Annotated in this window: 13 protein-coding genes; 6 read left to right on the top strand and 7 right to left on the bottom strand. The window is 48.4% G+C overall.

Annotated features, from left to right (window positions below):
- Window positions 1-128 precede the first annotated feature (128 nt).
- A complete protein-coding gene (locus tag VNQ80_RS19345) occupies window positions 129-1,043 on the top strand; it encodes a DnaJ C-terminal domain-containing protein (protein WP_325641792.1) in 915 nt (304 codons plus the stop codon).
- Between the two features lie 11 nt (window positions 1,044-1,054).
- Window positions 1,055-1,348 (top strand): chaperone modulator CbpM, encoded by a 294-nt coding sequence (locus VNQ80_RS19350; RefSeq protein WP_325641794.1) that lies wholly within the window; start codon window positions 1,055-1,057, stop codon window positions 1,346-1,348.
- A gap of 8 nt (window positions 1,349-1,356) precedes the next feature.
- On the opposite strand, the gene VNQ80_RS19355 is transcribed toward VNQ80_RS19350, so the two are convergent.
- From VNQ80_RS19355 to VNQ80_RS19375, 5 genes are all read right to left on the bottom strand, one after another.
- A complete protein-coding gene (locus VNQ80_RS19355; protein ID WP_325641796.1) occupies window positions 1,357-2,379 on the bottom strand; it encodes a cytochrome-c peroxidase in 1,023 nt (340 codons plus the stop codon).
- 8 nt (window positions 2,380-2,387) lie between these two features.
- Window positions 2,388-3,248: an MbnP family protein gene (locus VNQ80_RS19360; RefSeq protein ID WP_325641798.1), complete on the bottom strand. Its 861-nt coding sequence runs from the start codon at window positions 3,246-3,248 to the stop codon at window positions 2,388-2,390.
- A gap of 60 nt (window positions 3,249-3,308) precedes the next feature.
- A complete protein-coding gene (locus tag VNQ80_RS19365) occupies window positions 3,309-5,303 on the bottom strand; it encodes a TonB-dependent receptor plug domain-containing protein (RefSeq protein ID WP_325641800.1) in 1,995 nt (664 codons plus the stop codon).
- A 3-nt stretch (window positions 5,304-5,306) separates the two neighbouring features.
- A complete protein-coding gene (locus VNQ80_RS19370; RefSeq protein WP_325641802.1) occupies window positions 5,307-6,206 on the bottom strand; it encodes a FixH family protein in 900 nt (299 codons plus the stop codon).
- Between the two features lie 159 nt (window positions 6,207-6,365).
- Window positions 6,366-6,713: a hypothetical protein gene (locus tag VNQ80_RS19375; RefSeq protein WP_325641804.1), complete on the bottom strand. Its 348-nt coding sequence runs from the start codon at window positions 6,711-6,713 to the stop codon at window positions 6,366-6,368.
- Window positions 6,714-7,136: 423 nt separating this feature from the next.
- On the opposite strand from VNQ80_RS19375, the gene VNQ80_RS19380 reads away from it, so the two are divergent.
- The 4 genes from VNQ80_RS19380 to VNQ80_RS19395 all read left to right on the top strand — a co-directional run bounded on the left by VNQ80_RS19380 (window position 7,137) and on the right by VNQ80_RS19395 (window position 11,710).
- Window positions 7,137-8,540 carry a HAMP domain-containing sensor histidine kinase gene (locus VNQ80_RS19380; protein ID WP_325641805.1) on the top strand — a complete coding sequence of 468 codons (1,404 nt, stop codon included), beginning with the start codon at window positions 7,137-7,139 and terminating at the stop codon, window positions 8,538-8,540.
- 35 nt (window positions 8,541-8,575) lie between these two features.
- The gene (locus VNQ80_RS19385) at window positions 8,576-9,550 is read left to right on the top strand and encodes a Gfo/Idh/MocA family oxidoreductase (RefSeq protein ID WP_325641807.1); all 975 of its coding nucleotides are present in this window, start codon (window positions 8,576-8,578) and stop codon (window positions 9,548-9,550) included.
- Complete coding sequence (locus tag VNQ80_RS19390; RefSeq protein ID WP_325641809.1) at window positions 9,543-10,778, top strand: Tm-1-like ATP-binding domain-containing protein; 1,236 nt, start codon at window positions 9,543-9,545, stop codon at window positions 10,776-10,778. Before VNQ80_RS19385 ends, VNQ80_RS19390 begins: the two co-directional genes overlap by 8 nt.
- A 71-nt stretch (window positions 10,779-10,849) precedes the next feature.
- On the top strand, window positions 10,850-11,710 hold the full coding sequence (locus tag VNQ80_RS19395; protein ID WP_325641811.1) for a phosphoenolpyruvate hydrolase family protein: 861 nt from the start codon (window positions 10,850-10,852) through the stop codon (window positions 11,708-11,710).
- A gap of 11 nt (window positions 11,711-11,721) precedes the next feature.
- Here the strand turns inward: VNQ80_RS19395 and VNQ80_RS19400 are convergent, their stop codons facing one another.
- Both VNQ80_RS19400 and VNQ80_RS19405 read right to left on the bottom strand, forming a co-directional pair.
- Window positions 11,722-12,729, bottom strand: coding sequence for an ATP-binding protein (locus VNQ80_RS19400; protein WP_325641813.1), 1,008 nt, complete (start codon window positions 12,727-12,729; stop codon window positions 11,722-11,724).
- A 25-nt stretch (window positions 12,730-12,754) separates the two neighbouring features.
- On the bottom strand, window positions 12,755-13,096 hold the full coding sequence (locus tag VNQ80_RS19405; RefSeq protein WP_325641815.1) for a hypothetical protein: 342 nt from the start codon (window positions 13,094-13,096) through the stop codon (window positions 12,755-12,757).
- Window positions 13,097-13,103 lie beyond the last annotated feature (7 nt).

The raw sequence follows: 13,103 nt of genomic DNA on the forward strand, positions 1-13,103 counted from the left end.
CCCTTCGTGATTTAATAATGATTTAAATCATGTCGGGTTCACAATTTAGGTTTATATAATTGGTTAGTTTGAAAAGCCCCGATTCTCCCCGTTTCGGGGCTTTATTTTGCTACACAATACGCTGAACAATGGATTACATCGATTATTATAAAACACTGGGTATTGACAAAAACGCGACGGCCGACGAAATAAAAAAGGCCTATCGGAAACTGGCGCGTAAACATCACCCCGATTTGAACCCCAATGATCCCGAAGCTGCAAAGTTTTTTCAGCAGCTCAATGAGGCAAACGAGGTCTTGAGCGATCCTGAAAAAAGAAAAAAATACGATCAATACGGAAAGGACTGGAAACATGCCGAACAATTTGAACAGGCCAGGCAACAACAGGCTAACGCCGGAAGTAATCCTTTTGCAGGAGGCGGTAGCCCGTTCGATGGTAACGAAGGATACTATTCCTACAGTGGTGATGAAGGTGATTTTTCCGATTTCTTTGCCTCGATGTTTGGCAGTAGGGGAAGCGGTAGACAGGCCAGATTCAAAGGGAACGATTATCATGCATCCATCTCCGTCAAGTTGTCAGAAGCCTATAAAACGCATAAGCAGGTATTTGCCATCAATGGAAAAAATGTCCGTATCGCCGTGCCTGCGGGTATCGCGAATGGCCAGGAGATTAAACTTCCCGGCTATGGTTCCCCAGGGGCGAATGGTGGTCCTGCTGGTGATCTCTACCTGACCTTCGACATAGAAAACGATACTGTTTTTGAACGAAGGGGCAACGATCTTTATGTAAACGTGCCACTTGATCTCTATAAATCGATGCTCGGTGGGGAAGAAACGCTCGATACGTTATCGGGTAAGGTAAAGCTGAAAGTAGCACCCGAAACCCAGAACGGAACGAAGGTTCGATTGAAAGGGAAGGGATTTCCGGTATACAAAAAGGATGGCGTTTATGGCGACCTGTATGTTACCTACCAAGTGCAGCTACCTACGCACCTCACAGCCAAAGAAAAAGAACTGTTTGAACAACTTTCTAAAGAACGTTAACCGGGATAGACATGGAAAAGGAAAAAAGAATAGCTGTGGAGCAATGCTGCTCGTATTACAGCATCGAATTATCGTTTGTGCAGCAACTGGATGAACACGGATTGATTGAGTTGAACCGTTCGGGTAAAGAAACATTCATCGCTTTTGAACAACTGCCCGATTTGGAAAAATACATCCGGCTTTATTACGAATTGGAAATCAATATGGCTGGTATCGAGGCCGTAACGCATTTGCTCAATCGCGTTCAAGGCCTCCAGCAGGAAGTGAAAAGATTGCAGGGAGAAATGCAACGGCATGGAGGATAATATTGAAATTATTTTCCGACAAACGTGCTGTCGCTTAATGTTTTGATAAAAGATATTACGTCTTCTTTTTCCTGCTCGTTTAGGGGTATTCTATTACCGTTTGCTTTTAATATCGGGTCCAGATTATCCGCATCTAAAACCCCATCGTTAAAATAATCCAAAACAGCTTTTAAGGTTGGGAACTGGCCGAAGCTTCCATAAGGCGCAGTGTACTCCGCATTTCTTAAAGATGGAACCCGAAAGCTCATATAATCAGCAGATACCCCGGTCACCCTTGCACGTCCCGCCTCTTCTGTGCTCGGGTTTAAGGGAAAACCGACATTCCTGAAACTTTGGTCCGTAAATAATGCTGTGCTGTGGCAACCCTCACATTTCTGTTGAAAAATCCGGTAACCACGGGCTTCACTTGCCGTAAATGCCTCACCTTCATTTCGTGTAACTTTATCGTACTTGCTGTTAGCAGAAATCAAGGTGTATTCGTATTGGGCAATACTCCGGTAAATCCTTTCGGGGGTCATTTGTTCATCGCCAAATGCATTCCTCAACAACTCCTGGTATTCGCGGTCGTCTTTTATTTTGCCAATGACCTCCATGATCGAAGAATTCATCTCCTCGTGGGTGATGATGGGCACGAGCGGTTGTTTTTCGAGTTCGAGGATATTGCCGTCCCAGTTATAGAATTGCATAAAAGCCAGGTTTTGAAGTGGCGGCGTATTGCGGAGACCAACCCTGTCGTAAACCCCTACGGCCTGCGCATGACGATCTGCAAATGCGTTTGACCGGTTATGGCAACTGGCGCACGAAATGGTATTGTTCCCGCTGAATTTCTTCTCATGGAATAGTTTTTCGCCCAACTGCACGCCGTATTTTGTAGGCTTATTGGCATCCGCCGAACGATTCAATGGCGGAAAGCCAACGGGTATATGCAATGGGATTTCGGGGTTGTATAAAGGTTTTGGCACAATAACCTCATCGCTGTTACAGGATAGTAACAACGATGAGATGGTTAATAGGGCGAATACCTTCTTCATTAACTTAGTTAATTTTCTACCTTCCCGATGGAGAACATTCCCGAAATATCGCTGGAACCGTCACCGCCTAGGTTATCGACAAACACCACCATGTTCGCTGCCGTATGGACGCTGGGCGTAGCGTTCCCTTCACCCAGGACGACCGTATTGGTTTTTCCACTCAACAGCTTGTCAAAATCGGCATCGATCGTGATTTTAGGTGCGTTCCGGCCCACGACTGCATGTGTGCTTAGGTCCAGTGTGATGTCCCGGTACGCGTCTACGCCCTGTGTATAGGTATCGGGCTCTCCGTTCGTCCCGGCTACCGTGCTTCCCGTGTGGATGGATAGCTGTTTCTGGTCGGCATCATAGAATCCCTCAATTTTAGTGAATCGGTATCCAGTCCCCCATTCCCAATGCATTTCAGTATCGTTGGCCCCGGCCTCCGCATAAAAATTGGGGAATCGTACCTCATCCAATATGTTCAGTTCTGGCTTAACGCCCAATCCGAATTTGAGCTGCTTGTATTCCCCTGCAGGAATATTGTTCAGCACGTAATCTCGCGTCTGCGGTTTGGCGTGGTTCACTACTGCCGCCCCCTTATCCAAATCGTTGATGTGGTAGGGGACCTCACTGCCATCTGCTTTCACCAGGCGGATATTGCTGATCACGTATTTCAGTTCTGAAAAATGATGCACTTGTCCTTCAGCAGACGTATTTACGGTCGCAGCTGAAGAAGTGGCGTCGCCAAGCACGATGGTCGTGTTTTTAAACGTGTTGTTGAAATGCAGTGTGATATGATTTGCAACGGGGTCGTTGTCATCTTTACTGCAAGCTGCCAATGCCAATAGCGCGACGAATACCAGGGAATATATTGCTCGTGTGTTCATTTTGAATAATTTTTAGTTTTTATTTGATTGTGTTTTGATTAATGATTTTCTTAAAACCTTTTAAAATTTGAACGTCAGTGAGGTGAAAACGTTGCGACCCATTCGTGGGATGTTACCCCAATCTGCGTAGGTGCTGTAATATTCATTGAATAAGTTTTCAGCTCCTGCCTGCAAAACGGCCTTGAAATTTTTAAAATGGAATGTATAGTCAGCAGAAAGGTTCCATATCCGGTAAGCCGGCGTGAGATCTTCGCCATATTCGGGGCTGAAATTGTTTTGCGCCAAATCGCCATACAGCGATGTCTGGATACCGAAACCCTTGTGCATAAAATGAAGGGATGTTTGATAACTCAATGGGCGGATGAACGGCAGATTCCCACCTTGGTTATCCGTCGCCCGCGCATAGGTTAGCAGTCCCTTCCAATGCAGATGCGGCAGTATATCGTAATGGCCATTCAACGATAGGTTGAACAGCTTTGCGTAGGCTAACGACGTGTATCCTTTCACGCCGACCGATTGATAATTCATCGGGCTGCCCAAACTCAAAATCCGCCCAACGATGTAATGCCGGATGTGGAAATAGTTTGCCTTTGCTTCGATGCCCATCCTTTCGCGTTTAATCCCAGCACTCGCGTTAACCTCATAAGAAACCTCGTTCTTCAGGTCTGGGTTCCCGATGTAATCGTAGCGGTCAAAGCTATTGTAGATGTAATATCCGTACGCTTCCGAGACGGAAGGTGCCCGGTGGCCATAACCTGTTCCGATAGAAAAATCAAATTGGTCGACATGGAGTTGATAACTGGCATGCAGGCCTGGCAATATCCTGTTTTTCTCCTGTGGCGTACCGGGATGGAAAATCCAGTTGAACTCCACATATTTGGAATGGTTGTAATTCCACCCTAAGGACCCGCCGAAATTCACGGTGCTCATTTCCGAAATATCCCAGGCATTATTCATCGAAAGCCCCCCAAAACGAGTGGTAACCCAGGGCCAACTATAGGCGAACATCGTTTTCTTGCTCCGGTCCTGTGGATACATGGTCATTTCTGCAATGGATAAATTATTGTATACATTAAGCTGGATGTCACCCCTATAGTCACCACGTTTTAAATTGGCTTGGGAAACCAGTCCGTAGGTGGTACTCCAGCCCGGCATATCCATATGGACCAGGTTCTCGGGGCGTTTGGTGTCGTCCATATAATGTTCTACCGCATTGAAATAAAGTTTGGTGTCCCAAGCCCGCATCAGCCCATCTTCAAATAACTGCTTGTAGGCGGCTGAAGTGATAATCGCCCGGGAGAGCCATAAATCCATCGGTAGTGCCGGGAAACCGACATCCGCTGCCCTGTCGAAAATAGCATCTACCCTTACCGAAGACAGCGGACTCGTTTTGTATGCCACCCCCAAAGATGTGTTGAATTTCTGGTATTGCGAATGGTTTACTTCACGGTCGATGCCGTCGTAATAATTGCCTGCCTTTCGGACGGAGATACTCCCATCGGCCACGAACTTATCGCTTGAATAAGAAAGATTCCCCAGGTTGAAGAACTGGTTATTATTGAATTCGAAACCTGTTTGGTAAGCCCCATTCCATTTCTTTTCCCGGTCGGAGCCGAATGGCGTACTTTTCCTTTTAAGATCGATACTTCCGGCCACTGTTGCTCCGTGCAGGCTGCCCGCTTGGCCGGATGTTACATCAATGGTAGACAGGTTGTTGCTTTCCACATACGAGGTAATCGGATCCATTTTATCGGTACATGCACCAAAAACATGCATGCCGTCTATGGTAATCGTTGAGCGCTCGGTACTCATGTTATTGAGCAGGGGTTCCCAGGCGTAAGCACCACGTTTGATGAAACTGATGTGGTCTGTAGAAGCCAAAAATTCGTCTACCGAAACGGCCATCTTGAGTTCGGTCTCGATTTTACGCTTGGCGATGGCGGTGACACTTACCTCATCGAGGGCTTTGACGGTGTCGCTTTCCGAATGTATATGCTGCGCGCGGACGCTCATTCCAAGACCAAGAACCAGAAAAATAATAAGGAGCTGCTTCATACCTTAGAATAAAATGTCGATGTATAATTCGCTCTTCACGCCTTCGACTCCCGGCGTGAAATCCGTTGGCACTTCGGTTCCTTTGAGAATCCTTCCATCTTCGTTTAGCATAATGAAATTCAATGTCCAGTTGCCCGTCATGGTGTAATTGACAACGCCGCGGTACAAGCCATCGTCTTGCTGCGTGAGGTCCACATTGTTGGGCGACGAATGGTTCCCCATGGAGGGTTCCGGCATGCGCGGATCCAACATCAGTGTATAGCCACTCACCTCGGTGTATGAGAACCGCGAAGGGGTAAGCGTGTTAAGCCGATAAATACCCGCAATCAATTCGTTTTCGGCAACTTTCGGCCGTTGCGGCGACACCAGCGCGATGATATATCGTTCGTCGTCTTTTCCTGTAAATGCCGTCATGTTCAGGTTTTGGTTGGTCTGTTCCTGGACAACAATTGGCAGCGTCGCCGTATAGGTTTGGTTGGCGACGGTGAAGCCGATATCCAGCGCCCAAGTTCCATCCGCACCGCTTTCACTTGTAAAGACCGAATAGCCCGAAAAATAGTTGCTGTCCGGTTTGTACGCCAAATCGTATCGATGCGGACAAGAGTTGGTTCCGCCATCGGCATCGGTCGTGATGGGCAAAAAGGTAACGCCAGCAACATCAACCTTCACGCTTGTTGAGCTATTTGTGATTTTCACGCGGATTTCATTGTAACCTTTATAGAAAGTGCCATTTAGTGCCTCAATGCTGATGTAGTAACCTCCGCTATGGATGGCGGTAGCTTCTTTAAAAGCTATATGGCCGGGAGTCTCCGAGTCTATAGCCCCTTCGTAGTCTGTTTTTTCTTTGGTGCACGATAACGCCGCGAAGCATACCGCGCTAAGAAAAAATAATAATTTCTTCATTATGTTGTTGACGAATGTCTGGTGAACAATGGTTGGACCAGTGGCCGGTAGCTTACGTGGAACTCAATCCACCTATCCTCGATGTATGCGGGGAGGTGACGCGAATCCGACGAACAAGTGTCGACTAGGCAACCTTACACGTATGCGCTATTGGTAAGGTTAGCCAATGGGTGGGCGGAATATAGCAGTATGGTAGTTAAATCGGTAATCAACAAGGTACGGTGAAAAAAGGTTTTGATTGATTTCTTCTTGCGGTTTATGTAGGGCTAAAGCGATATGAGCACTATGTACGTACAACGAACTGTACTCATATACGACTAGACTCTTTTTTGCTTCCTTGTTTTCTTTTTCTTCTATTTTCTTCATCAATACGCACTGGCCATTACAATGGAGCTGAGGCTGGTCTTTGTTGATACATTTTGCAATATACTCAGGTAAGTGTATTTGATACTCCACGGTCATGATACTGCGATAGAACGACTGCAGTGTCAGCGCGACCAGAAGCATATATGTACAAAAACGTATGAACACCTTTTTATCGTAATCGATTCCCGGCAAATATACAGAAAGAATTTTCCCACAAAAATGACAAATATCATTTATGTTCACCTATTTTCTTCCACCTTTCTTTTCCCATCGTTCTGCCTTTGTTCTGCCTTTGTTCTGCCGTAATGCGTACCAGACGCGGGCTGTATGCGGGGTGTATGTTACTTTTTCACGCATACCGCCCGTATCCGGCCCGCATACCGCATGCGAAATGGAGGGAGATGGGGAGAAAGTTGTCCCGTCTAATCTGGGTCATTTGTCGAGGCAAACCGATTACAATGCAGTTTTACCATGCGTTAATTTATCGTCAGGTATTAAAAATTTGCTGTTTTTCAACTATGTTTGTCTTATTGTTGTAAGTTGATTATTCTGTTGGGAAAAAAATTGTTTAATTCAATTATAATCGTACTTAAAGGATATTGGGATAAGCTAGTAGGGAAACCCGATGAACTGCCGCGGCAGAATCGTGGATTTAATGTGGTATCGATATTCGTATTCCTACTGTTGGCTATTTTAATACCGGTCGATTGGTACCTCGGGTTGACTGAAATTGCAATCGTGTTGTTTGCTACCGAAGGAATGCTCGTGGTCATGTATTGCCTTTCGAGATACCGTGGACTATATCAAACGGGTTTACAGGTTTACATGGCTTGGAGCTACCTGTTGATTACCTTCGTCTTTCTCTATAATGGCGGAAGTGCAGGCCCAGCACTTTATTTTTTTCTGTTATCTTATCAGCTTGTGGTCGTTTTTGCCAGTGAGCGCTTACAACGTATCGGTACGGTGCTACATCTCGTTTTCCCTGTCGGTCTGTTGGTGCTCGAATATTGGTATCCCGCGATGGTACTGGCCGGTTATCAAACCGAAAATGCCCGGTTGATTGACCTGGTTACATCGTTGCCCATTATCGTTGTGTCTATTTTCCTGACAACGCGGTATCTCCGGAAGGCCTATGAGCGCGAACGGGCTGCGGCGGACGCACGGGCAAAGCTGATTGAGCATCAAAGTGAACGGATCAAGAACCAAAATCGGTTACTGCAGGAGGCTAACCACGAGAAATTAGGGTTGATATCCATTTTGGGCCACGACCTAAGAAACCCCCTGAATGCCATTACCGGCACATTGGAAATCCTATCGAAAGAAGAGCTTCCTCCGGAACAGGAGAGGGAACTAAGAGCGGACTTATTGGTGGCGGCGCGCAATACATCAGACTTACTGAATAATGTACTCTCGTGGGTGCTCGGACAGATAAAGGGGATTCATCCCGTGTTCACAGCCGTGGAGCCGACCATTGTAATTGATCGGGTATTGGATGTTCAACGATTTATCGCCGAAAAAAAAGGAATAAACATTCGTGTAGATGCGACTATTAGTACCCAAGTGTATGTCGATGTGGAAATGCTGGAATTGATTATCCGCAATCTCCTAAGCAACGCCATTAAGTTTACGGCGCAGGGTGGTCTAGTAACCGTCGGCATAACTGAAAACTCCGAAGGGAATGAATGTATTATCTCCGTACAGGACAACGGTGTGGGGATGTCGGACGAGGACGTCAAGGAAATTTTCAATGGGCAGATCCAATCGACGTACGGTACTGAAAGCGAGAAGGGGATCGGTCTGGGCCTATTCTTGTGCCGTGAATTGATCCATCGGTTGAATGGAAAGATAAGGGTGGAAAGTGTACCTAGCATAGGCTCTACTTTCTACCTCACTTTGCCGATAACTCAGGCAACTGTGGTTGATGGCCGGGAAACCGCCGCCGTACCCAACGGCGAAGCATATGTTTAATTTGATTTTATCAATAAATAATTAGATGAAATATTATGGAAGTAAGATGGGGAATAATCGGCGCAGGAGATGTGACCGAGGTGAAAAGTGGTCCGGCATTCCAACAAGTGGAACATTCACAGCTGGTCGCGGTGATGCGCCGGGATGCTGATAAAGCAAAAAGCTATGCCGAGCGCCATGGTGTACCACGATGGTATACCGACGCGCAACAGCTCATTGACGACCCGGAAGTGAACGCGATCTATATCGCTACACCACCCGATACCCACGCGCGCTATGCCAACGCCGCACTACAAGCCGGCAAGCCGGTATACCTCGAGAAGCCGATGACATTGAACAGCCGTGAAGCGAAGGAATTGGTGGAAACACAACAGACATGCGGTGTGGAATTATCCGTCGCGCACTACCGTAGGGAACAGCCCTACTTCAAAAAGTTGAAGGAACTGATTGAAGGACACATCGGCACGCCACGGATTGCCAATTTACGGTACTTCCAGCGGCCGCTCGCCACGGAGATGTTGCAGTCGCCAGGGATGCAATGGCGGCTCAATCCAAACCGGTCCGGTGGGGGCCTGTTCCACGATTTGGCACCGCACCAAATCGACCTCATGCATTATTTTTTTGGAAACGTCGCTTCGAGCAGCGGTATAGCCCGCAACCAAGCGAAGGTATATGGTGCCGCCGACGTGGTGTCGGGGCAGATTTGGTTTGAAAGTGACTTGCTTTTCACCGGGCATTGGGCCTTTAACGTGGCTGAGAAATGCGACATATGTGAAGTGGTCGGTTCGGAAGGAAAGGTATCGTTTTCGGTATTTGATTACCGACCCATCGAACTGATAAACGATCAGGGCCTGCAACGTTTCGATTTCGACCCATTGCCGCATGTGCAACTACCGATGATTGCCGCGGTGGTTTCGTACATTCGGGGAGTGGGGCCCAATCCGTGCAGCGTAGAGGAAGGGTACAACGTGATGCAAGTGTTGGATCGTTTCGTGGAGGACTATGGCTAGCCTTCAAAAATCCATTGTACTCTTGGGGTGCTTTGATACCAAAGGGCCTGATTTCTCGTTCCTCCGCGCTTGCATATTGGCACATAATGAATCGGTAATCACCATCGATACAGGCACGTATGGCAATAGAGCTGATTTTCCGGTCGATTTCGAAGCTGACCACGTCGCGTCAGCTGCTGGCCATACCCTTGCAGAACTACGTGAGCGTGCTGATCGGGGTTATACCGTCGATGTGATGGGACGGGGTGGGGCCAGCGTCCTGAAGCGTCTCCATGAGGCGGGTAAACTGAAAGCAGTGATGGGGATGGGCGGCGGCGGTGGAACCTATATTGCCCTGGCCGCCATGCAAGCAGTTCCACTTGGCATTCCGAAGCTGTGCCTCAGCACGGTGGCTTCAAAGGATCTCTCACGGCAGGTAGGAAGTAAAGATATCGTATTGATGCCGTCAGTTGTGGATGTTGCCGGACTGAACAGCATCAGCCGGATGCTGATAAAACAGGCAGCGGCTGCCTTATGTGGAATGGCAAATACGCAGGGCGAAACCGAAGTCGCAGATACCTATGGTAGGGTTGCCATTTCCATGTTTGGCAACACCACCGCCTGCGTAACGGCTTGCACGGAGTTGCTGCAAGCGCGCGGATATGAGGTGTGTGTATTCCACGCCAACGGGGTGGGTGGACAAACCATGGAATCACTTATTAATGAGGGGTGTTTTGATGGCGTGCTAGACGTCACAACCACTGAGTTGGCCGACGAACTTTGCGGCGGTATTTGTAGTGCAGGCCCAGTCCGCTTGGAGGCAGCTGCCCGATGCGGTGTGCCACAGGTGGTGGCCCCAGGGTGCTTGGATATGGTTAATTTTGCCCACCTAGATACGGTGCCTGCACGGTATCGTCAACGCCAGCTATACAGCTGGGCGCCCGATGTAACACTGATGCGCACGGACGCCGATGAAAATCAACAACTGGCAAGGCTACTGACAAGCAAACTGAATCGTGCTAAAGCGCCGGTAACCATCCTTCTGCCTAACCAGGGACTGTCTCAAATCGATACTGAGGGCGGTGTTTTTGCAGCATCTGAGACGAACCGTACACTGTTCGATACGATACGCGAGACAGCAAGTGATCGCTTAGCGGTAACTGAACTGCCTGTGCACATCAATGACGCGGCATTTGCCAGTCAGGCAGTGGAGACGTTGCTCCGCCTCATGAGGAGCCGAAAGGCATAACTCCCTACTTGATTTGCGTATGTTGGGAAACTTGCCGACCTTCGTGCCACAGACAAAAAACGATTTTAACTATGCCAAATCCATGGACCGGGGTGGGTAACCCTTATACGAAACAGGAAGTAAGGGAGCGCTTGCAACAGACGCTGGCCGATAAGAAAGCTATCATTGCGGCTGGCGCAGGCACTGGCATCAGCGCCAAATTCATTGAGCGCGGTGGTGCGGACTTGATCATCATTTATAATTCTGGGCGTTTCCGAATGGCGGGGCATGGTTCAACCGCCGGGTTGATGGCTTATGGCGACGCGAATGCGGAGGCAATGGAAATTGGCGAATTTGAGGTGTTGCCCGTGGTAAATGAAGTACCGGTAATCTGTGGCGTGCATGGGTCTGATCCGAGACGCCGCATGTGGCACCATCTACTGAAAGTGAAGGATATGGGTTTTTCGGGCGTCAATAACTTCCCTACCCATTCCATCGTAGACGGCCATTTCAGGCACGTGTTAGAGGAGACGGGCATGGGCTTTTCCAAGGAAGTAGAGATGATTAGGCTAGCTACGAAAATGGATTTGTTTTCGATTGTATATGTAGCCACGGCAGAGGAAGCTAAGCAAATGGCGGATGCAGGTGCGGATGCAATCATTTCGCACGTAGGCACTACGGTAGGTGGGTCCATCGGGGTGGTCAATGCCTCGCGCAGCATGGATTTTGCGGTCGAACGCACACAGGAAATCATTGAAGCAGGCCGATCGGTCAATCCTGAGGTCTTTTTCCTTGCCCACGGTGGCCCGATTAATACACCGGACGATGTGCGTTGGGTGCTAGACCGTACCGATGTACAAGGTTTTGTGGGAGCGTCGTCGTTGGAACGAATGGGAGTGGAAGAGTCACTTACCGAGTTGACACGCTCATTTAAAGCGTTGACGTTGAAATAGTATTCCATCGGCTACGCCGGCAACGATACGATAAAACTGGTGCCGGTTTTGCCATCGCTTTCCATCTCAATGGTGCCGCCATGCAATTCGATGATTGTTTTGGTAAGGTACAAACCCAGACCGGTTGTCGGCTCACCTGCCGTACCGGGGCGCCTGGCCTTGGTGAATTTATCGAATATACGCTCTCGCATGTGTTCGGGGATGCCAATGCCTGTATCTCGCACAACAAGAAATACGCGGTCGCCAGGAGCTGCACGGGTGGATAACGTGATGGTACCACCGGGGTGCGAGAACTTAATGCTGTTTGAAAGCATATTGTGGATTGCCCGTTTCAGTTTGTGGCGGTCTACCCTAACATTGAGGTTGCTGTAAAGCTGTTTGGATAGTACCAACTGCTTACTGTTCAGTTGCTCGGACAATGATGCCGCGCATCCGTCAACCAACTCGTCAATATTCTCCGTTTCCAGTATAAGTGTTTCTGTGGGCGACTGTTCCGTGGTGAGGATGTCTTTTATGAGTATCTGCGCATAGTCGCAGCTTTCGCTCAATTTGTCGATCAGTTCCTGATGTTTGCGCAATGCGGGGTCAGCCCTAAGAATGGTGCCTAGCATGGTAATGGATGCAATGGGGCTGCGTAGGTCGTGTGCAGCAGCCAGCAGTGCGGCCCGTTGTTTTTCGTGATCGATATATAAGTGGGTAAGCAGGTCTATTTGTTTGATTATACCGTAGAAGCTTCCTTTGAATGTAACGGGCAGAGCGGTGGCACCGGTTGCTTTCATTCGGTTCAATACTGAACTGATCGACTCGTTGGAGTTCACTGACGGCCATGGGCCTAAGCAGTCAACTACAATTTGGTGCCGTTTCATGGCGAGGTCCGATGCCGTGAGGATACCTATGGGTTTTTCATTTTCAACCACAACCAACACATCCGCGGTGCGCAAAAGATCCGTGGCGTAACCAGTCCCGGCATAAGCATCGATTGTAGTGTACTGTTTGGTTATTAATGACTGTATATTCATCGCCCCCCCCATTTTCTGTTTCGTCTTAACTATTGAGGTTGTTCATGGATATTCGAACGTGCATATCCAGCTGTATCAACTCACCCTCACCGACATGCTCAAAAACATGCTGGTGTAGGATGTGCATAATGCGTTCAATAGGGATTTTGGTGAGGATTCGCTGGTTGATGTAGACAGCCTCGATACCTTCGTGCCCTACCTCCGAGTCGACCGGTTGGAACGTACCCGGTGCCAAAAGCTCCAGCGACCTGCCCAAGCCGCGCTTGCCCTGTGCCGCATTTTTTGCCAGGATCAATACGTCATGTTGCAGGGGTAGCTTGAGTGTCTCGAAGCTGATATCGATGCCGTATGTCTTGCCGGTGTGCATTTTAGTT

It is taken from the genome of Parapedobacter sp. (assembly GCF_035556095.1).
In the GTDB taxonomy this organism is placed as follows: Bacteria; Bacteroidota; Bacteroidia; order Sphingobacteriales; family Sphingobacteriaceae; genus Parapedobacter.

Excerpts from the sequence above, each read along its gene's own strand:
- VNQ80_RS19345 (WP_325641792.1), top strand. The coding sequence starts at position 129 with ATGGATTACATCGATTATTATAAAACACTGGGTATTGACAAAAACGCG.
- VNQ80_RS19350 (WP_325641794.1), top strand. The coding sequence starts at position 1,055 with ATGGAAAAGGAAAAAAGAATAGCTGTGGAGCAATGCTGCTCGTATTAC.
- VNQ80_RS19355 (WP_325641796.1), bottom strand. The coding sequence starts at position 2,379 with ATGAAGAAGGTATTCGCCCTATTAACCATCTCATCGTTGTTACTATCC.
- VNQ80_RS19360 (WP_325641798.1), bottom strand. The coding sequence starts at position 3,248 with ATGAACACACGAGCAATATATTCCCTGGTATTCGTCGCGCTATTGGCA.
- VNQ80_RS19365 (WP_325641800.1), bottom strand. The coding sequence starts at position 5,303 with ATGAAGCAGCTCCTTATTATTTTTCTGGTTCTTGGTCTTGGAATGAGC.
- VNQ80_RS19370 (WP_325641802.1), bottom strand. The coding sequence starts at position 6,206 with ATGAAGAAATTATTATTTTTTCTTAGCGCGGTATGCTTCGCGGCGTTA.
- VNQ80_RS19375 (WP_325641804.1), bottom strand. The coding sequence starts at position 6,713 with ATGCTTCTGGTCGCGCTGACACTGCAGTCGTTCTATCGCAGTATCATG.
- VNQ80_RS19385 (WP_325641807.1), top strand. The coding sequence starts at position 8,576 with ATGGAAGTAAGATGGGGAATAATCGGCGCAGGAGATGTGACCGAGGTG.
- VNQ80_RS19390 (WP_325641809.1), top strand. The coding sequence starts at position 9,543 with ATGGCTAGCCTTCAAAAATCCATTGTACTCTTGGGGTGCTTTGATACC.
- VNQ80_RS19395 (WP_325641811.1), top strand. The coding sequence starts at position 10,850 with ATGCCAAATCCATGGACCGGGGTGGGTAACCCTTATACGAAACAGGAA.
- VNQ80_RS19400 (WP_325641813.1), bottom strand. The coding sequence starts at position 12,729 with ATGAATATACAGTCATTAATAACCAAACAGTACACTACAATCGATGCT.
- VNQ80_RS19405 (WP_325641815.1), bottom strand. The coding sequence starts at position 13,096 with ATGCACACCGGCAAGACATACGGCATCGATATCAGCTTCGAGACACTC.